Source organism: Mycobacteroides sp. H001, assembly GCF_001440005.1.
GTDB lineage: Bacteria > Actinomycetota > Actinomycetes > Mycobacteriales > Mycobacteriaceae > Mycobacterium > Mycobacterium gwanakae.
Map to the genome: position 1 here is coordinate 1 of NZ_LJYH01000015.1, position 18730 is coordinate 18730.

The following is an 18730-nucleotide window of genomic DNA, read 5'->3' on the forward strand; positions in this document are numbered from 1 at the left end:
CGGGCTAGGGCACGCTGCACGGGCACAGGTCGGCTGCTGCCTGTGCCGGAGAACATCAGCACGGTGGTCAGCAGGTCACCGGCATCAGAGGTGCGTCCGATGCCGTAGCGCAGCGTGTAGTTGGCCCTGTCTATGACCGCAGTCTTGTCACTGCAACGGCGCCAATCGTCGGCGAACCGCCGATACCAGGAGCGAGCACTGTCGGGGGTGTCGAGCTCGACAACCCCGAACGTGGTCCGCAGATCCGGTGTGGGGAACTGCATGTGGCCGCGCTCGGTCTTCCAGGTGATTCTGATTGCAGCGCGTACCGGTGCTTGCCCATAGGTGTGGCGCATGGCCGGTGCATGGACCTTGATGCACTCCACCGGAGACGTGTCGGCCATGCCGTTCGGCAGCACCTGCACCCCGCCGGGTCTACCGCCATACCTGGCCTGCATCGGCGAACCCAACGCTTCGGACAGCTCCGTTTGATCTGGCAACATCCACGCGATCGGGCGCCTGGGCGGGTCAGGGGATGGTCCAGGCTTGATCGCCTGTCCGGCGACTAGTTCCGAACAACCCGACAGACCGATAACCGCTGCAAACAGGGCCGGCCACAACACCATCCGCAGCCACATCGCAGCGGTTAATGATCCTTGCCAGGCACCGTGAACTGGAAGCCATCCAACATGGTCTGCTTGTCAGCGGTATAGGTGGGGTTATCTGGTTCATTGGTTTGAATGGTCAGTACCGTTGCCCAGATCTTGGGGCCGTCCTCGGCAGCGGTGATCAACGCCGTGACCGGCCGGTTCTGCAAGGTGTAGGTGATCGTGCTGCTTGGGTGTCCACACACCGTTCCTGCGGTCCGAGACTGCACGGCCGCGCCGCCTTGCTCGATGCTGGCGATCTCGGCCTCGATACCCTGTTGCGCAGAAGGCACCCTCCCGGTGAGGTCTTCCAGGGTCACCACGGCGTTCGGGGAGAAATTGTTGGCCCGCAAGCCGGTATTGACCACCGCACCCCGAATCACCGGCGAATTCATCGCCTCCGAGTACTCCCACCCGTTGGGTGCTGGCACCGCTAGCGTCGGTTCGTCGGTGGCTTTGGACTCCAATGTGACCATCCGAACATTGCTAGCGGCACACCCGTCAGCGGCCACAGCCGGCGACGATGCGGACGTCGATGGCGGCGACACTGACGCAGCAGACGAGGCGGATGTATCACTCGACGACTGTTGCGACGAACACCCCGCCGCCACAACGACCACGCCAAACAATGCACCGAACACTGGGTTACAGCTTCTCATGGAAAACCTCTTTCACTAGTTCGCGATTAGTCAATACTTGTCATGTTTATTGCGACTCCTGCGCAAGCGCCGCCGCAACGGAAGAGTGGCCTTCTCAAACGTTTTATTTCCCAAAGGTGTTTGCCATAAAGCGAAAATTAGCGACGAAATCATGACTAATGCGACACAGCCGAATGCAACAGCAAGGTTTGACGCCACCGGAATGAACAACAGAGACGCCAAGAATTGAGTAATCCAATATCTCCTTGAGGGTGGTCTGTCGAACGAGTCGCTACTGAACGCAGGAGAGATAAGAATTACATAGTTCAGTACTAGCACCAGATAAAATAGCCCGTTCCGCACACCTTCGACCGTCATGATTCACCAAATTTTGTCGGCGTGTTGTGGCGCCGCTTCGCTAGGTTAGCGATATTTATCAGGATGACTACAGCGCCGCATACCGCACCGATCTTTAGCGTTTGAGAATCCATCAGCGTGTACAGACCGAACGTTGTTAGCCCTAGGAACAATATTGCCCCGGCGGCGAGTGCCGATAGTTGAATGAATGAAATGTGTGCCGGCAACTGGATCAGAGTAAGTGTGATGACCAACCCAAGGAAACCGACGGCAGTGGCCGCTATTGTGAGCATAAGCTGATTTCTCGTTTCTTTCCTGTCACCAGCCGAAGAAGGATGCGACGGCACCCCCGGCTTTGGAGAGTGCTGAGCCGGCGGAGCGCGCAGCGCCGCCGAGAAATTCGCCTGCTTCCGAGCCGAGTCCGCTGCCGACGAAGCCGCCGATTACGCCGCCGACTGCGCCGCCGATCACGGTACCGGGACCGGGGAAGATTGATCCGATCGACGCCCCGATGATCGCACCGCCTTCGGCACCCAGCCAGGCACCACCCAACGACCCGGCAGTCTTACCAATAGTCTCCGGGATTGGAGCACCGTTGGCCAAGTCGTATGCACCTTGGGCAATCTCAAGACCACGACCCAGCCGAGTGAACGCTTTTCCTTGTCGCATCAGATTTTCGGCTGTGCTCTTCGGCATCGTTGATACCTTGGCATCTGGTGACCAATGGGTACCTGTATGGGCGTATTGGCCGGTTTTGCTCAGGCCGTCGCCGAGTTGGCCCATGTGGAAATCGGCGGGGAACTGATCGCCAGGTTTTGCTGCCTGCTGTGTCGCTTGCTGTGTCTGTTGCGTTGCCTGAGTGGCCTGCTGTGTAGCTTGTTGAGTCGCCTGCTGTGTGCCTTGCTGCGCGGCCTGCTGGCCTGCTTGCTGCGAGCCGCGCCGGGTGGCAGCTGTTGCCAGATCGGTGGGGTCGATCGGGTTCTTTTTCGGCGTGTCGGGCTGCTTCTGAGGTGTCTGATCAGGCTGTTTCTGCGGCTGTTGTTGCGTCGGGTTCTGTTGGTTTGGTGGGTTTTGTGGCTGCTGGCCCGGTTGAGTTTGACCGGGTTGCGGCTGTTGTACTGGTTGTTGTCCAGGCTGCCCCTGAGGCTGCTGCCCTGGTGCTTGCTGTGCCGGCTGTTGAGGTGCCTGTTGTGCAGGCTGCTGGCCAGCGGGGTTTTGGGGCGCTTGGGCGGGCTGCTGCGGAGCTTGAGGTGCCTGCTGTACCGGTGCTTGGGCGGGAGGTTGTGCGTCGGGTTGCCAAGGTCCGTAGTTGGGTAGCGGTTCGCCATGCGCGGCGCGTTGACCGGACATTTGCGGGCCCATGTTTTGGGAGGCCTGCTGCCCGCCGCCCTGAGCGGGGCTTTCGTTGTAGATCGAGATTCCCGAGTTTTGGTTCAGGGGCGCCTGGTTGATGCCACCTTGATAGTCGGGCTGCTGCGCGGGCATATCCGGGGGCCTGAACTGGCTGCCGCCCCCAGGGGGACCATCAAGACCGCCTCCACCACCGCAATCCGGTGGGCACGCAGCCCGCGCCAGGGGCGTGGCGCCGGGGCCGGTGTAATCGGCCGGGGACGCCAGCCCAAATCCCATGGCGCTAAACCAGATGAGCGCGATGACGGCGCCGCCGGCCTGCATCTGTCCCAGCGGGCTAGCGCCACCGCCGCTGCTGCCGTGGGTGTGTGCCCAGGTCCACCACCCTGACAAGGCGCGCCACCACCACGTATTCGCGAAGAAAGCCACGGTCAATATCGCGGCAATTGCCGCCAAAGCGGCCATTGGGTCATCGCCGGAAAGCCACCCCGACACCTGCGGCACGACGTACCCGGACAGGAACACCAGCGCGACCCCGCCGGCGAGCAGGGTTAAGCCGAGGCCAGGGTGACTGGACCAAAACAGCGCCCATCGCTGCTGCTGGCTGAGGTTGTGTTGGCGTTCTCGGGCGCCTGAATTGGCGAAGATCAGCGTGGCAAGGGTTTTGGCGCCGCCGAATAGCAGCGCACCAGAAACAGCGATCAGCGCCACAACCACCAGCTGCGAGATCAACGTCCACTCGGTCGCGCCGCCGGTGCCGGTGATGTGTGTCCACCAGCTGGCGGCATGTCCGCGCATCACCCACCAAATACCGCTGGCGCCAATGACGATTCCGGCCGTGGCACGCACAGGGGCAGAAATACTAGCCAGCGGCACCAAGGCTGCGGCGGTGACCGGGGCCAAGGCACGACGCAGCAAGGTGATGCCCTTGCCCAAGGCAGTAAACGCCAAGCACAGCAGCACAACCCAGCCAACCGACCCCACCGCACCGCCACCGGGAGTCAGCACGTGCAGGCCCCACACCCCCGCAGTCACCAAGGCGGCCCCGATAATCCCGGCACCGACGCCGGTCAACTCCGGCGCTCGCAACGGCCCTGCTGCGGGCAGGGTCTGCGTGGGCGCATCCTCATTCATCGACAAGATCCTTTTCCCCGGAATTGTGCTGCGAAAAGTGCTGTGTAGGTATACATGTCAGGTTCCCGTTCCTACGGCCGTGGGACCGGGAACCATGTTTTCTTTGGCCCAGCGGGTATGCCCGTTGGCCGCTGCTAGACAACCCTCGTAGTCGTCGCCGTCGTGCCCGAACGCTGTGACACACGCGTTCGTCAGATCAGCCATAAACGTGTTCTCACACGTCAAGGCGCTGGTGCGGGCGGGGGCCGCGCTCATGCACGCGGCCAGCCGGGCGCATGACGGCACGAAATCAGCAGCTGCGCCAGGGGTTCCATCGTTGTCGGCGCCGCGGAATTGCGCCGGACCGGACACACACCGGCCATCCTTGGCGACCGGCGGACGCTGAGGTCCCTGATCACCCTGAGCCACGGTTGGGCTAGTGGTGGTGGCGCGGTAGGCCACGGTGATGGTGACGGGAAAATTGAGCAGCCCAACCTCGCCGACGTTCAGATTCACATCCGATTGCTGATACAGATAGCTTCCCCCGATGGACGGTGTCACCGAGATCGATTTTCCGGCGCCGTCTTTCGCCTCAGGAATGCTCAGCGCGCCGATAATCGCCGCGGGCTTGCCCGGAGAAGCGTCAGTCTCAACCACCACCGCTTGAGCGGCTTGGCGCAGATGAGTGCCGTCGGGGTACCTGACTCCTAGCGTGAAGTCACTGGGCGAGATGAAAGTTTTCCGGATCATGCGAATATCGACACCGCCGCCGGCATCGGGAATCACCACGTAATCCACGGGACCCGATCCGTAAGCGGCCGCGCCGCCTTCACCCCAGTTAGCAGCGGTCAGGGCGCGTTCGTTGGGTAAGTGGATGACGATCTGCTTACCTGGCCAAGCGGTCGCGGCGTGCACGCCATCGGATGCGATCGGAGGCACTGCCGCCACGGAGCGCTCGCGCGGCTCGGCTAACGGTCGCCCCATGCCGTTTCCCATACCTAGCCCCGAATTCGTGCTCGTGCGCGCTCCTCCGATGAACGCATCGCGGGGCAGCGAATCGGGTTGGGGCACCGCTAATGGCGGCGGAGCCGGTGCCGGCGGCCCAGGAGTTGCCGGATCAGCCGCGGCCGTCCAGCTGGTGCCAGGGGCCAGCAGGACCGTCGCCACCACGGTCAGCACAGCCATCGCAGTGCCGATCACAGCACCACGAGCACGCGGACGCACACGGGCCGAGCGGGTAGGTTGCTGGACTGCGGCACGCGCAGACATGCGACGGCAGGTGATTACCCGTACCGCCGTCTGGGCCATGGCTGCGATCCTCCCCAAGATAGTGTTTGCCTGCCACCGGGGTTGTTCGGGTGTACAGCCACACAGAACAAGGCATTTCAACTCACAGTATGGGTTTGTAGCTACCAAGTCAACCCGATAGTTGAATGTTTCCTGACTGGTCACGAGGCGACCTACCGGGATCAGTGGTTTAATGGTCGGCGCGGTGGACATGCTGGTTGATTCCTGACCTGTCTTTAGAGATCTTTGGGTTCGCCGTAGACGGTTTGAGTGTCGTTACCGTTCTCGGTGCGGATCCGGAAGGTGGCATAGGACTGGATTTTGACCTGCCCGCCGCAGCCGTCAGCCTCTACGTTCTGGTTGCGCACACGCGACACCGCGCGCATGTTGCGGAAATTGATGCGGTCCATCGGCAACTGCGCCAATCCGCCCGGCTTCAAAAGCACACGGATGTAGCCGCCGATATATTCTTGCGCCCTGAGCGATCCGCCACCGGAAACGCCCCCGAAGCCGCCGTCCCCGCTATTGGAGCCCTGGCTGTAGCCGCCCCCATAACCCTGCCCGAACACGTACTGGTTGAACGTCAACCGAGGTTCGCCGCCAGCCTCCACCCCAGCACGAATCCGTACGGCATTCGATGAAGTAGCCGGTTTCCAGCAGTGCATCCTGAATCACCGCCGAGCCTTGCCCGGTGATGGTGGCCTCAGCGCGGTAGGACACTGGCGGGTGCTTCTGGGGGATTGGTCGTGGGCCAGGGGATGTCCCGAGCGCTAGGGAACTTGCGGCGTAGCTCGTCGATGAGCCGGTGCGCTTCGTACAGGTCTTTTCGCAGCGCTATAAGGTGATGGCGTTGATGTCTGGCTGCGGTGGGCCTGACGGGAGCATTCTGGTTCCGTCGCTCAGTCTCGGTGATCGATTGAGATACCTCGTTGACATGCTCGTAGAGCGAAGTCAGTAGCGCGCGCGCCTGTGCGGCAGAACGATCCTCGATCATCGGGTGATCGTTACATGTGCTCGCGTTGATGCGGTGCGGGGTTTCACTGTTCATGTCGTGGCGGTGTATCGGCCTGCTAGCGGAAGATTCGTTTGAGTGCCCACAGCTCGGCATCTAGCGCGGCTATGCCGTGCCGGATCGCGGCGATATCTTCAGGACTCATCTGCTGGGGATTGAGGTAGGCGCGGCGCCCTTCTATGCCGACAGCGCTACCTTCGAGTATGCCGGCAAGGGCTCGGCCCGGGGTGGAGTTCGGCGCTGTCTCTGGGTTGGGGGTGCTTTGTTTAGCGGGCATGAGGTGGCCTTTCGTATAGGTGAACGGATGGGCTCCGGCGGTGGGTCAAGCGTCGTTGAGCTTGTTGACTTGTTTCGTTAAATCGTGCTGTGACAATGGTTTTTTGGCGGTATTTATGACGCCGCCTTCGGTGATGAAGGCGTATGCAGGTGACTGGGTGATACCGAAGCGGCTCGATATGTTCGTGCTGGTGTCGATGACCTGTGTGAATTCCATGGGGTGATTGCGTATAAACGCCCGCAGATCTGTAGCACTGGCTTTGATTCCGACCCCGACGAAGGTGATGCCTGGATGCTTGGCGGCCGCGGCTCGCACGATCGTGGCCTGTGACTTACACGCGGCGCAGGAAGGTTCCCAGAACCACAACACGGCCGGCTTGCCCCACAAGTCTTCTCCGGAAAACCCGCCTCCGTCCAGTGATTGGGCGATGAACTGCAGCTGCCAGGGCACCAGCGGCTCTGCGGTCAGTGTTGATGCGTGCGGGTTAGCCGCGGGCAGCTGCTGGGACGTAAACAGTGTGCGGCCAGGTGAGCATCCGGTTGCAAGAATTACGATGGCGACGAGAGTTATTGCGCTGTTTTTCAAGGTGATTCAGCTTTCCTAGCTAGTTCTAGACTTGTCGTGCGATGAGCTAGCGTTGGGCAATCACCGCCCGTTCGATCTCTGAAACAGGTAGGTCGCGGTGCGCAGGTCGCAGGTAGCGCTGCAAATATTCTGCTGCGCCCACATGTAGAAGCAGATCCCAGTCGTACTCGGCGAGAAACTCTGCGACTTGTTCTGGATGTAGACCGAAGTGCCACAACTGTTGTTGTGTCACAAATTCGTCGTATCCAGCGCGCGCGCCGTACATGGCGAACCCGTCCACAAATGCTTTACGCAGGAAGGTGAACGCTAAGCGGCTCCCCGGTGCCAGCGCAAGCATGTGCCGCAGCGTGCGTCGCACAGTAGCTTCAGTCAGATACATCGACACGGCTTCCCAGATCACAAACGCGCGCATATCCAGGTCAAATCCGCTGTCCGACAGACATTTCGTCATGTTCTCGGTTGCTAGGTCGGCAGCAACATATGTCTCATGTCGGGGGATGTATCCGAAACGACGCGCCGCCACCTGCTGCTTACGGATGCTGTTGGCTGGCAGATCGACCTCCCAGACCGGGACACCGGTCAACTGCGGTATCCGGTACAAACGCGTATCGAACCCGCCGCCCAGGATGATCACCGCATCAAGTCCGTCGGCAAGGGCCTCGATGAGCTGCTCATCGATGTACCGCTTGCGGCATAGCACGCCAGCCCACCCGCCGCAGATCTTCTTCTCCGTTGCGGCAATCATCGCCCGCCGCACCGGTGCCCGGCGTGTGGCCAGAGCTTTCAGATGTAACGCGGGAGGCAGCAGACGAATCGCGTACGGGTCGATGATCAGCGGTGAGCTCTCGTACTGCTCGGTGGCCAGGACCGAGGCAGAACCGTAGACGCCGTATCCCACCGCCGAACTCATAGGCGCCCTCAGCTCTCTGATCGGTCGACTCAATAACGCCGACCAGGCTTCCCGGCACACCACCGCATTCCTCACACGGCAGCGCTCACCCAGATCAGAGCAACGCAGGCGATGTGTCCCTATCGCATCTGGCGTCACCATCAGCACTCGGTTCTGGCCGCTGCGCCGTGAATGCAGCCGCCAGATACGGTAGCAGTATGCAATACTTTTTGTAGGTTATCTTTAGTGAAATCAGTGCTGGCCTGGGCGGACTGAGTGAAACCGCGTGGGTATCGATGAATTCGGAGGCGCAGGCTTGTCGCATTCGCCCGCTCCCGCAGCCCACATATTTGCGCGGCAGATCTCGGCCTTCCTGCAGCGACAGTGCCGCCTCGCCGCGGTCGGCGTGCTTGCCGGGGCGACCGCATGTTCATCCCAATCCGCTCCCCTCAGCGGCCTGACAACCAATACCGTTGACAAAGAGCACCATTCGGTGACGCAGCTCGCAGCCAGTCGGCCGCAGGTTCAGAAGGCAGTGGTCGATTACCTGGAGAAGACAGTCAACGCGCTACCGATCGGGAGCTATCTCGATGGCGGCGCCATGCCGGTGGGCGGCCGCACTACGGCCTGTGTGGGCGCCAACGCCGCTAGCCCGGCGGTGCGCTTCGAGGTCTCCATGGCGGTCATGACATCGCCGCAGATGCAAGCGAACCAAATTGCCTCCAGAACGCAGGCCCTGTGGCGCAGCTGGGGTGCGCAGGTCAACGAGGACCCAAGCGCCGCGGGGTGGTCGGCGGACACGGCGGGCTATCGCCTCCATATCGCCGCTGATGCCGGAGCCCCACAACCGACGGTGTCTGTGGCATCGATCTGCTTCCCCGATGACCCGATCCTGCGGGATCTGCCTTTTCCCGGCATCATCAGCCACTCGGCCTGACGCCGACACCTTGACGGCCCGTGCACAAGGCGCGAAACCGGCCGGGGGCGCTGGCGGGCCTCTCCGTCGCACCAGGTAATACCCGCCAGCGCCCTGTACCGGCCACGCATCCATACGTCGCGTCAGCGCGCGGCCAGAGGCATACACTAGCACTATGCAATAGTTACCGTGCGGTATTGTATTGCTCGGCTGGGTGTTGATGGGCTGCCCTGAAAGGGAGACGGTGTGACTGTTGACGAGGCAGATCTAGCGGAATCGCTTGATGCCCTTACAGATTCGCTGCTGGTCGCCTCGCGGCTGCTGTTGGCGATCTCTGCGCGATCGATCGCGGAGGTAGATGAGACGATCACGTTTCCGCAATTTCGCACTTTGGTGATCTTGTCCAATGAGGGCCCGATCAACTTGGCCGCCTTGGCTCAGTTGTTAGGGGTTCAGCCGTCTACGACGGGCCGGATGGTCGATCGTTTGGTCAACGTTGGAATGATCGATCGACGGCCGCACCCGCGCTCACGCCGAGAATTGGTGGTCGAGTTGACCGCTCACGGCGAAGGCGTGGTTCAGGAGGTCACGGCGCGCCGACGGGCTGTCATCGCTGAGATTGCCGGCAAGATGGCGCCGCGGGAGCGTCGCGGCTTGGTGCGGGCGTTGAGTGCGTTCACCGCTGCTGGCGGCGAGCCCTCCGCTTCTGCTGGCCTGTAGGTGCCTCGATGCGTCACTTCATTGGGCAGCTCTCACTTCTTCATGGATGGCTGCCTGTGCTGGCCCAACTATTCACGGCAGCAGTGCTTTTCGCAGTGCTAGCAAGCCGCACGCAACGCAGGGGCGCAGCCATGCTCTGGGGTGCTGTGGTCGGTGTGATGCTGGCTGCGACGGCGTATTGGTATCTCGGGTCGATAGGTGTTGCCGGCAACCCGGCACCGCTGCAACTGTGGTTATGGATCGCTGGCGCAGGCCTGGTGTCGGTGCTCGCGGCCTGCTGGCGTGGGGTGTGGTGGCGGCGCGCACTGGCGGTCGTGGCGATACCACTGTGTGTTGTGTCTGCGGGCCTGTCGGTGAATGCGTGGATCGGATACCTGCCCACGGTGCATGCGGCGTGGAGCCGACTCACGCTGTCCCCGGTTCCAGGTCAGGTCGACCGCGGCACGGTATTGGCCATGCAACTGGCAGGGGTGCAGCCAGCTTCCGGTGTTATCACACCAGTCACGATTCCTGTTGGCGCGTCCGGTTTTAGCCATCGCACCGAGCTGGTGTACCTGCCGCCGGCATGGTTTGGCCACGACCCGGCACCGCACCTTCCCGTTGCCCTGATGATCGGCTCGGCCTTGAACACCCCCGCGGACTGGGTGTGGGCGGGCCATGCTGCCCAAACTGCAGATGATTTCGCCGCCCGGCACGGTGGAAACGCCCCCGTCCTGGTGTTCGCCGATGCCACCGGGGCGTTCAACAACGACACCGAGTGCGTCAACGGCAGCCGCGGCAACGCGGCCGATCATCTCGTGAACGAGGTCGTGCCCTACATCGTGTCGAACTTCCGCACCAGCGCGGATCGACATAACTGGGGTGTTGCCGGCTGGTCGATGGGTGGTACTTGCGCGCTGGATCTGACCGTGATGCACCCCGAAACTTTCACCGCGTTTGTCGATATCGCCGGGGACGCAAGCCCGAACACCGGCGACAAAGCCCACAGCATCGCAGCGCTGTTCGGCGGTGACAGCCAGGAATGGTCGCGATTCGATCCGGCCACCGTCATCAGCCGCCACGGGCGCTATCACGCGGTGGCAGGCTGGTTTGACATTCCCGGAGGGGCGGGGCGCCGACTGCTCACCGCCACAGGGATCGGGTCGGTAAGCGACAGCCCGCACGACGGCGTCGCGAACCCCGAGGGCCAGGATGTTGCCGCCAATTCGCTGTGCCAGCAAGCCAGTAGCCACGGCATCCGCTGTGCCGTGTCAACCCGACCGGGCCGACACGACTGGCCTTTTGCCGCGCAGGCGTTCGATGCAGCCTTTCCATGGTTGGCGGGCAGGCTCGGCACTCCCCGGGCACTACGGATCGCCCTGCCCGGTCTAGCACCCGAATCTACTGTCACCGCGCAAGCCTCAGCCCCCAACAACCCACACGGAAGGAGATAGACCAGCACACAACGCTATTCAACGCATCACAAGCTTCGTCTCTAACGAACGAGGAGCCGCCATGCAGATCGTCAAGAACGTTTCGCTGCCTTCAGGCCTGACTCGCGCTGTCGTCCGGATGCCGATCTACCTTTATCGGCTGAAACTCGGATGGGTATTTGGGCAGCGGCTGCTGCTGCTCAACCACACCGGGCGCATCAGCGGCAAGCCCAGGCGCACCGTGCTGGAAGTCGCTGAACACGACTCCGATCACGACAGCTACGTCGTGGCTTCGGGCTGGGGCGCTAAAGCTGCTTGGTATCAGAACATCCTGGCCGCACCCGAGGTGAGCATCCAGGTAGGTACCCGGGTGCTTCCCGCGATGGCCCTTCCTCTCAGTAAAGACGAAGGCGGTGAGGTATTCGTGCGCTACGCAGCCAAACACCGCCGCGCAGCCCAATACATGCTGCCTCGCGTCCTAGGAATATCTGTTGACGGCTCGGAGGCCGACTTCCGGGAGGCTGGCCAAAAGATGCCGTTCGTGCGGTTCGTTCCCCGACCCACTAGCTGTGGAACAACTGCCGGGCACGACCTAAGCTAGTTAGCTGCGATGTGCAGAGACTAGCCAGGCCAGTAGTTGCGCAAGCGCCAAACAATGAACGTAGCTAGCTGTCAGATCATGGGGCAGGCAGTGAAACACCAGCCCGTCGATAGCCGGGTCGAAACGGCCGCTGTATCCGATATCGGAGGTTAGGTCTACGGGTGTCGAATGCAGTGTTCAATCCAAGCACATTGTGCTGGTTTCGTTTACGAGTGGCTCCTGGCGTGGACGTTGTCGAAGATCAGTTGCAGTGTGCCCACGGTGCGGGCGACCAGGGGTGAGCGGCTGAACTATCGGCTCACATGGGTGATCAGTGCTTGTAGGCGTTCTTGCGATGGGCTGCCGGGTTCGGGTGTCATGATGACGAGCTGTTGGTTGGGATCAGTTGCGCAGGTGAAGGTTTCCCAATCGAGGGTGAGGTCGCCGACGACTGGATGGGATAAGTTCTTCAGCCCACTCGTGCGGCGGGCGACGTCATGGGCAGCCCACCATTTTCGGAAGTCGAGATCATTTACGGAAAGCTCGCCTACTAGCTCGGCCAGGCGCGGATCGTGCGGATATTGGGCCGCGTCCATTCGCAGAAACCCTACGCACGTGTTCACGACACTGTCCCAGTCGGCGAACATTGCCCGTATTGACGGATCGAGGAAGGCGAGTAGTACGAGATTGCGGCGTGCACGGGGGATCTGCGAGAAGTCGGTGTACAGCGCGGCTGCTGTTGCGTTCCAGGCCAGAACGTCCATGAACCGTCCCACAACAAATGCAGGGTTTTGGGTCAACTGATCCAAGAGCCACTGCAGTTGTGGGCGGACCTTCTGGGTTGCCCTGCGTCGCGGTCGCGGTGGCGGGTTACCGGCCAGGTCATGGAGGTATGCGCGTTCGTCATCGTTGAGGTGCAGCGCCTGGGCCAGTGCGGCGAGCACCGACTGTGATGCGGCCAGCCTGCCTTGTTCCAGCCTCCGGTAGTAATCAGCGCTGATCGCTGCTAAGTCGGCGACCTCTTCGCGCCGTAACCCGGGCACGCGCCGCGCGTTGGTGGACTCCGGTAGCCCGACCATCGATGGGCTCAGGCCGGCACGGCGCGCCCGTAGGAACTTGCCGAGCTCACCCCATCGTGGGTCTTCCGTCATACCGCATTCTGGCATCGCCTGGGCGCTTTTTGCCTAGGCAGAATTTCTCCCCTGTTGTAACCCCGCTGTCTGGCAGATGCTGGTGCCCGCGTGGGTGGGATGCGTGAAACGGTAGGCAGCCCCACCAGCAAGACGTTGCATGCCGAGGCGACCCTGATGGCAACGCGCACTGGCGCGCAGACACCAGATCATGAACTTCTCCAGGCCAACGATGACACAGAAGAACAATCGACCACTCGTATAAAGGAGAATCCATTGACATCGGTCAAGAGTGCGGTCACGTTCCGCAATGGTCCCATCACTATGGCGGCCAACCTGTTTGTGCCAAGTGACCTCGATCCGCAAGGCAGCTATGCGGCGGTGGTTATTGTGCATCCCGGCGGTGGGGTCAAAGATCAGACTGCGAGCTTGTACGCCGAGAGACTCGCTGAGCACGGCTTTGTCGCGCTGGCCGCGGACGCGTCCTACCAGGGTGACAGCAGCGGCGAGCCCCGCTCCTTGGAGGACCCGGGTGCCCGCGTCGAGGACGCCCGGGCCGGGGTGGACTACCTGCAGTCCCTGGACTACGTCGATGCCGACCGGATTGGTGCGTGGGGAATCTGTGCCGGTGGCGGGTACGCCGTCAACGCCACCATGACCGATCACCGCATCAAAGCAGTGGGTATGGTCAGCGGGGCTAATATCGGCACGTCGTGGCGCCGCGGTTGGTACGGCACTGGAGTGGATTCCGATGTGCTGCCCACTCTGGAGGCAGCGGCGCAGTACCGTACCGCCGAGGTAGCGGGCGCCGAAGTGACCTTCGCCCCGTTCTTTCCGGAGGAGATCGACGAGAACACCCTGCCTGACCTGGTGCAGGCTAATGACTATTACCTGACGCCGCGCGGGACGCACCCGAACGTTACGAATCGGTACCCGCTGTCAAGGAGCCTGTCGAAAATCGTCGGGTTCGATGCCTTCTATCTAGTCGAGGTCTTGCTTACCCAGCCGATCCTGATAGTCGCTGGGAGCAAAGCAGGTTCGTTGTGGAACAGCACCGAGTTGCATTCGCGGGCACGCAGCGACAAGAAGCTGGTGATCGTCGATGGTGCTACCCACATGGACTTCTATGACGTGCCCAAGTACGTCGATATCGCTATCGCTGAGGCTGTTCCGTTCTTCCAGAAACATCTCGCTGCATAAGCCTGACACCCCCGGCGGAGGATTATCAGAATGATCAGAAGCAGAGGACCCCGAATATTACACAAACCGATCAGATGACTGATGAACAAGGCGAGACATACCGTCAGTTCGTAGATTTTTTCGCCAGACCTGCACGGACCGATATTCTCCGGACGCCTGACGAGTACGGGATGGCCTATGAGGATGTCACGTTTCCCGCCACGGACGGGACCGAAATCAAAGGCTGGTTCATTCCGGCGGATTCTGACCGTCTCATCATCATGAACCACTTTCTAAACGGCAATCGTTATGGGTACCCGGGGCACAAGATCCCGAATGACCTTGTTGGATTCGAAGTCAACTATGTTCAGCAGCATAAGACGCTGCACGACGCCGGTTACAACATCCTGGCCGGAACATGGGTCAGAGCGGTACCGCTAATGACGGGCGGGCCGGCGGCGGTCAATTCGAGTATCGGGATGTCATCGGCTCATTGCGCTACGCTAAATCAAGAGACGATACGGCGCATATGAAAACCGGGCTGTTCAGCATCTGCTACGGATGCAATTCCACATTTCATGCCATCGACAAACATCCTGAAGAGTTTCAGCACGTCAAGGCACTCCTTGGCCTCCAGCCCGCCTCTTCGGGGCGATGCTGGAACGCGCAGCTGAAAACTTAGGTATCGACAAGGAAGCGGCGCGCAGTCTTGCCGCAAGCAGAATGTTGGAAAAACGGGCTTTAGCCTGAATCAGTTGTCGCCGATTGAGGCTGCGAAATCGGTCTTTCTGCCGACATTGTTAGTCCAGGTTCACGACGATGCCATGACGTACCCGTCTGACGTTCAGGCGATGCACGACAATGTTGCCGCCGCTGATAAGAAGCTGTTCTGGATCGAGGGCACCACTAACCGCTTCGATGGCTACACCTATTTCAACGACCATCCAGAACTACTGCTGGAGTGGTTCGACAGTCACATCGACAAATAAGCGTGTAGCTCGCGCCTGTGCGTAGGACCGCAATGTGCGCGCACGTAGTTCGCAAATCCGTTGGAAGGCACTGCATACGGCACTTGTCCGTCTTCCAGGTGATCCTGGTTGCTGCGCGCATAGCCGGTGCGTAGACCTTGATGCACACCACCGGGCCTGCCGCCGTAGCGGGGAGCCCGACGCGTGAGGCAGTTCGGTTTGATCCGGCAGCACGCGCGTGATCGGTCGCGCAGGAGGGGGCAGGTAGAGGGGGACTGATCGCTTGACCGGCAACCGATGTCGAACCGCCCGTCAACGCTATCGCGTTGAGCAGCAGCGGGAACAGTTGCACCACCACGATGTCCGGAACCTGCAGCCATCGCAGGCGTGGACACTGATGCTGCCGCCAGCTCGACGTGCTGAAGCAGCTTGATGCGCGGGCAGTCATGGGTCGGTAGGCTGTAATCATCTTTTCGGAATGAGCAGCGCCTCATTTCGAGGGAGTAACTGACCGTGAGAGCATCGCTAGCGACAGTCGATGCGGGTGCAGGAACCATGTCTGTGCCTGCCGTACCCCCGTGTGGCCCTAGCGAACACCGGCTTCAAGCCCGGGTCGTGCCGGTCAACATATCGTGGCGCGAGTTCGCATCGGTCTTCAGTGGCCTACCGGGTAGCTCTGAGCGGAATCCACCGCATCGACGCCGACTGTGTTCACGCTCATTGGTATTTGACCAGACAGAAAGAGCACCGACCATGAAAAGAGTCTTACCGGCAACCTTAGCAATGGCGATCACGCTAGCGGTGGTGTTGGCGCCAGGATCTACTGCCCGCGCCGGGCCTATCGAAGACCCCGAGGGGATCATCAACAGCCTCAAGGCAAATGGATATCGGGTGATTGTCACCAGGGTCGGATCCGACCATCCGTCCCAGTGCACCGTGCAGTCGGTATCTCAGCAGTCGGCTGTGACGAATGTGCAGCCGGGGCGGAACATGCGCAATCAGCCCACCTCGCTACCCACCGTCAGCCACAAGATCGCCTACGTGACGCTGGCGTGCTAACGACAGACACATGCACACACGTATCGACAGCGTTAGTGTGCCGACTTAAACGCATTTGCCCTAGCTCGACAACGAATATGCCGCCGATTCCTCACGATCGAGAGATCTTCACGGCACGCTATGGCGCCTTGCGGACCGCCTATTGGTCCAGCCGGGAGTCATCCCCTCAGACCAAATGCTTCGAAGTCTGCTTCTCTTACACTCCAACATAATCGGCACCAAAATCTGGACCGCTCACGAACTCGCCCACGCGCTTCCGGCGTGTACGGCATCGACTAGCCACCCCAACCCTGATTCCAGCAATGGTGGTAAGCGGTCGACGCTGCCGATAGCAACCCAGCAGTGGCCGGATCGGCTAAGGTAAAACCCGGTGTGCCGGGAAGTCTGGTCGGCGATCGTATTTGCCTACCAGAAATGAGGTGCCTGCAGTGCGTTCTGCGGCAGCCGGGACCGCGATAGGCCCGATGGTCATCGTGGCAGCAGAACAGCACGAAACCCTGCCACTACTTGTCGACCCATGGGCCGCCAGGCTCTTACCCCCCGCCGTGCGGTTGGCCGCCGCGAGCACCCGCTGGGCGCCGCTGCGCGGCGCCATAATCGCCGCAGCTGAAAAGAAGATCCCCGGTATCTGGGCTGCTATAGCGTGCCGTAAACGCTATATCGACGACCGACTGCTGGCTGCCTTCGACGAGGGCATCGACGCGGTCCTGATCCTGGGCGCAGGCTTTGACAGCCGCGCCTGCCGCCTGCCGCAACTGGCACATATCCCAGTCTGGGAGGTCGACTTACCTGACAACATTGCCGCCAAAAGCAAGGCGCTGCAACGCTGTTTCGGCAGCCCACCAGACAATATCCGGCTCACCGCTGTGGACTTTGAAACCGACGATCTGGCTGATGCCTTGCGCCGCGACGGGTTCGAGCCTGGCATGCGCACGTTCATCATCTGGGAGGCAGTGACCCAGTACCTGACCGAGTGGGCGGTGCGGCAAACACTGAGTCATCTGTGCGACCCCGGGCCCGGCAGTCATCTCGCACTGACCTACGTGCGCAAGGACTTTCTGGACGGACACGAGATGTATGGAGCCGAGGCGGGCCATCACGAACTCGTCGTGGCCAAACAACTGTGGCGGTTCGGCCTTGAGCCCGAACAGACTGTGGGATTCTTCGCCGAATACGGATGGCAGGAATACGGCCAAGCCGGTAGCGATGAATACAGCCACCTCTACGTGCGACCGTGCGGGCGGGCCATGGACATATCACCTATCGAACGCTCTCTGGCTGCACGCCGATGAAATACACCATCCTCGCCGCGCTACTGACCATAGCAATCGGTGCGTGCAGTTGTAGCCGCAACCAACACCAAGTCAATGATCGCGACGCGCAACGATCGACAGTCATTGCCGAACCGAGTGTTCCGTGGCAACTGGACTTCACCGCGCGCACACTCGACGGGACTCCATTGGCCGGCGCCAGCCTGTACGGCAAGCCCGCGGTCTTATGGTTTTGGGCGCCGCAGCAGCCAGAGGCCGGGCAGCAGGCTGCACTCCTGCAAGCCGCTGCAGCCCGCAACAGCGACATCGCCTTTGTCGGGATCGCTCGGACTCGTCCGCGACCGGTCACCGAATTCGACGGGCAACACCAAATGGCCTTCACCCAGATCGTCGATCCGGACGCAGCCATCGCAATGAGATTCGGGATCACGACCCGACCCGCCTACGTGTTCATCACCGCACACGGCCAGATCACCACCGCCAAAAAGCCGCTAAGTCAACACGACCTGCGAACCCACCTCGAACGCCTCGCCAACGACTAAGCCGCCAAGCCAGATACCATCCACGATTACTGGATGGGGCCAACCATGGCGTCCGGCTTACGGCCCCACTGGCGCCAACCGTGCCCGCAGCATCCCCGGCACGATCATCGCGGCCCGCAGCGATGAGCTGAGCACCACCGGGCTCAGTACAGCCGACATCTCGACCATCCGGTGGCCAGCACCACGGCGGAGTCGAAAAAGTGTCTGAATCCATCATGAATTATGATGCGCTGAACAATGTTTCGCTACGACGGTGGGTTCTGTTCGTGCCAGCGCTCAAGCGGGGTCGGGAATTGGTCCATGAGGAACGTATAGAAGGCGTGCATCCGGGCCAGCCGGTGGTGTGCCAACCCGCCGGGTGACGTCGCGGCCAGCCCTTCTCGTGCGACAGTCAGCACTGCGGCGGTGGCATGGTTTTGGTTGGTGTACTGGTTCGCCCAGGCGTTTTCGCACAGCCGGAAGTGGTCGCGGCGTTACCCAGGGACGGCACCCGTTCTGCCAGAACCACTTCGGTGAGCATACGCAGCGCTGTGGAGATAGCGCCGACGCTAGCATGCAGCTGCTCGGCTAGCTCTCCCATGGTGATGGTGCGCTGCTCAGTGAACAGCAGGGCAGCGGCGTGCGGGCGGTCATGCGCTGCAGCCCATGGTCAGAGAGTGCAAGCGCCATCGTTTAGGGGCCGGCAGGAATTCCCGTGCCAGGTTCCGCCATCGCGCACCCCAAAGTCTTCTGCGATTACTGAAAATTCAGTATCCTGTTCAATGGTGTTCCGGGAAGCCTGGTCGGAGATGGAGTTGTCCGTTTCTGCAGTGCCCGGTG

19 protein-coding genes and 2 pseudogenes are annotated in these 18730 nt (G+C 61.3%); 10 read left to right on the plus strand and 11 right to left on the minus strand.

The genetic code is table 11. From position 1 onward, the window contains the following. From AOT83_RS00410 to AOT83_RS00455, 9 genes and pseudogenes are all read right to left on the minus strand, one after another. Positions 1-482: sensor domain-containing protein (locus tag AOT83_RS00410; RefSeq protein WP_057966312.1), on the minus strand; the 482-nt coding region annotated here is incomplete at its 3' end. 143 nt (positions 483-625) lie between these two features. Further along, positions 626-1285, minus strand: a complete 660-nt coding sequence (locus AOT83_RS00415) for an LpqN/LpqT family lipoprotein (RefSeq protein WP_267888625.1) — start codon at positions 1283-1285, stop codon at positions 626-628. 654 nt (positions 1286-1939) lie between these two features. After that, positions 1940-4105, minus strand: a complete 2166-nt coding sequence (locus tag AOT83_RS00430) for a hypothetical protein (protein WP_057966287.1) — start codon at positions 4103-4105, stop codon at positions 1940-1942. Between the two features lie 57 nt (positions 4106-4162). Further along, positions 4163-5155, minus strand: coding sequence for a hypothetical protein (locus AOT83_RS00435; RefSeq protein WP_057966313.1), 993 nt, complete (start codon positions 5153-5155; stop codon positions 4163-4165). A 452-nt stretch (positions 5156-5607) separates the two neighbouring features. Next, positions 5608-6091 (minus strand): annotated as a pseudogene (locus AOT83_RS00440) (MspA family porin); the annotation flags it as partial. After that, positions 6075-6419, minus strand: a complete 345-nt coding sequence (locus tag AOT83_RS00445; RefSeq protein ID WP_232783337.1) for a hypothetical protein — start codon at positions 6417-6419, stop codon at positions 6075-6077. The pseudogene AOT83_RS00440 and the gene AOT83_RS00445, both read right to left, overlap by 17 nt. 22 nt (positions 6420-6441) lie before the next feature. Next, positions 6442-6660 carry a hypothetical protein gene (locus tag AOT83_RS27555; protein WP_070940878.1) on the minus strand — a complete coding sequence of 73 codons (219 nt, stop codon included), beginning with the start codon at positions 6658-6660 and terminating at the stop codon, positions 6442-6444. A 45-nt stretch (positions 6661-6705) separates the two neighbouring features. Beyond that, on the minus strand, positions 6706-7110 hold the full coding sequence (locus tag AOT83_RS00450) for a redoxin domain-containing protein (protein WP_057966288.1): 405 nt from the start codon (positions 7108-7110) through the stop codon (positions 6706-6708). Between the two features lie 181 nt (positions 7111-7291). Continuing rightward, positions 7292-8155, minus strand: coding sequence for an SAM-dependent methyltransferase (locus AOT83_RS00455; protein WP_057966289.1), 864 nt, complete (start codon positions 8153-8155; stop codon positions 7292-7294). Between the two features lie 265 nt (positions 8156-8420). Here AOT83_RS00455 and AOT83_RS00460 point away from each other — a divergent pair, with 265 nt between their 5' ends. From AOT83_RS00460 to AOT83_RS00475, 4 genes are all read left to right on the plus strand, one after another. Continuing rightward, entirely contained in the window at positions 8421-9071 is a 651-nt protein-coding gene (locus AOT83_RS00460; protein WP_057966290.1) for a hypothetical protein, read from the plus strand. 225 nt (positions 9072-9296) lie between these two features. Continuing rightward, on the plus strand, positions 9297-9770 hold the full coding sequence (locus AOT83_RS00465; protein ID WP_057966291.1) for a MarR family transcriptional regulator: 474 nt from the start codon (positions 9297-9299) through the stop codon (positions 9768-9770). Positions 9771-9778: 8 nt separating this feature from the next. Further along, on the plus strand, positions 9779-11203 hold the full coding sequence (locus tag AOT83_RS00470; RefSeq protein ID WP_057966292.1) for an alpha/beta hydrolase-fold protein: 1425 nt from the start codon (positions 9779-9781) through the stop codon (positions 11201-11203). Positions 11204-11264: 61 nt separating this feature from the next. Then, on the plus strand, positions 11265-11783 hold the full coding sequence (locus tag AOT83_RS00475; RefSeq protein ID WP_057966293.1) for a nitroreductase family deazaflavin-dependent oxidoreductase: 519 nt from the start codon (positions 11265-11267) through the stop codon (positions 11781-11783). 290 nt (positions 11784-12073) lie between these two features. Here the strand turns inward: AOT83_RS00475 and AOT83_RS00480 are convergent, their stop codons facing one another. Further along, positions 12074-12913 carry a helix-turn-helix transcriptional regulator gene (locus tag AOT83_RS00480; RefSeq protein ID WP_057966294.1) on the minus strand — a complete coding sequence of 280 codons (840 nt, stop codon included), beginning with the start codon at positions 12911-12913 and terminating at the stop codon, positions 12074-12076. A 99-nt stretch (positions 12914-13012) separates the two neighbouring features. On the opposite strand from AOT83_RS00480, the gene AOT83_RS00485 reads away from it, so the two are divergent. The 6 genes from AOT83_RS00485 (at position 13013) to AOT83_RS00505 (ending at position 17911) form a co-directional block, all read left to right on the plus strand. Beyond that, on the plus strand, positions 13013-14092 hold the full coding sequence (locus AOT83_RS00485) for an alpha/beta hydrolase (protein WP_232783350.1): 1080 nt from the start codon (positions 13013-13015) through the stop codon (positions 14090-14092). Positions 14093-14166: 74 nt separating this feature from the next. Beyond that, a complete protein-coding gene (locus AOT83_RS28070; RefSeq protein ID WP_232783351.1) occupies positions 14167-14604 on the plus strand; it encodes a hypothetical protein in 438 nt (145 codons plus the stop codon). 291 nt (positions 14605-14895) lie between these two features. After that, positions 14896-15060, plus strand: coding sequence for a hypothetical protein (locus tag AOT83_RS28075; protein WP_232783352.1), 165 nt, complete (start codon positions 14896-14898; stop codon positions 15058-15060). Between the two features lie 762 nt (positions 15061-15822). Then, on the plus strand, positions 15823-16098 hold the full coding sequence (locus AOT83_RS00495; RefSeq protein ID WP_109394729.1) for a hypothetical protein: 276 nt from the start codon (positions 15823-15825) through the stop codon (positions 16096-16098). Positions 16099-16526: 428 nt separating this feature from the next. Beyond that, a complete protein-coding gene (locus AOT83_RS00500; protein WP_225421994.1) occupies positions 16527-17390 on the plus strand; it encodes an SAM-dependent methyltransferase in 864 nt (287 codons plus the stop codon). After that, a complete protein-coding gene (locus AOT83_RS00505) occupies positions 17387-17911 on the plus strand; it encodes a redoxin domain-containing protein (RefSeq protein WP_057966297.1) in 525 nt (174 codons plus the stop codon). The genes AOT83_RS00500 and AOT83_RS00505 overlap by 4 nt, the downstream gene beginning before the upstream one ends. 245 nt (positions 17912-18156) lie before the next feature. Here AOT83_RS00505 and AOT83_RS28390 read toward each other — a convergent pair. Beyond that, a pseudogene (locus AOT83_RS28390) lies at positions 18157-18580 on the minus strand (MarR family transcriptional regulator). Positions 18581-18730 lie beyond the last annotated feature (150 nt).

Bases quoted from the DNA above. Each gene is read 5' to 3' on its own strand.
- AOT83_RS00470 (WP_057966292.1), top strand. From the start codon at position 9,779: ATGCGTCACTTCATTGGGCAGCTCTCACTTCTTCATGGATGGCTGCCT.
- AOT83_RS00485 (WP_232783350.1), top strand. From the start codon at position 13,013: ATGCGTGAAACGGTAGGCAGCCCCACCAGCAAGACGTTGCATGCCGAG.
- AOT83_RS00430 (WP_057966287.1), bottom strand. From the start codon at position 4,105: ATGAATGAGGATGCGCCCACGCAGACCCTGCCCGCAGCAGGGCCGTTG.
- AOT83_RS28075 (WP_232783352.1), top strand. From the start codon at position 14,896: ATGACGTACCCGTCTGACGTTCAGGCGATGCACGACAATGTTGCCGCC.
- AOT83_RS28070 (WP_232783351.1), top strand. From the start codon at position 14,167: ATGACTGATGAACAAGGCGAGACATACCGTCAGTTCGTAGATTTTTTC.
- AOT83_RS00415 (WP_267888625.1), bottom strand. From the start codon at position 1,285: ATGAGAAGCTGTAACCCAGTGTTCGGTGCATTGTTTGGCGTGGTCGTT.
- AOT83_RS27555 (WP_070940878.1), bottom strand. From the start codon at position 6,660: ATGCCCGCTAAACAAAGCACCCCCAACCCAGAGACAGCGCCGAACTCC.
- AOT83_RS00505 (WP_057966297.1), top strand. From the start codon at position 17,387: ATGAAATACACCATCCTCGCCGCGCTACTGACCATAGCAATCGGTGCG.
- AOT83_RS00455 (WP_057966289.1), bottom strand. From the start codon at position 8,155: ATGAGTTCGGCGGTGGGATACGGCGTCTACGGTTCTGCCTCGGTCCTG.
- AOT83_RS00480 (WP_057966294.1), bottom strand. From the start codon at position 12,913: ATGACGGAAGACCCACGATGGGGTGAGCTCGGCAAGTTCCTACGGGCG.
- AOT83_RS00445 (WP_232783337.1), bottom strand. From the start codon at position 6,419: ATGAACAGTGAAACCCCGCACCGCATCAACGCGAGCACATGTAACGAT.
- AOT83_RS00475 (WP_057966293.1), top strand. From the start codon at position 11,265: ATGCAGATCGTCAAGAACGTTTCGCTGCCTTCAGGCCTGACTCGCGCT.
- AOT83_RS00495 (WP_109394729.1), top strand. From the start codon at position 15,823: ATGGCGATCACGCTAGCGGTGGTGTTGGCGCCAGGATCTACTGCCCGC.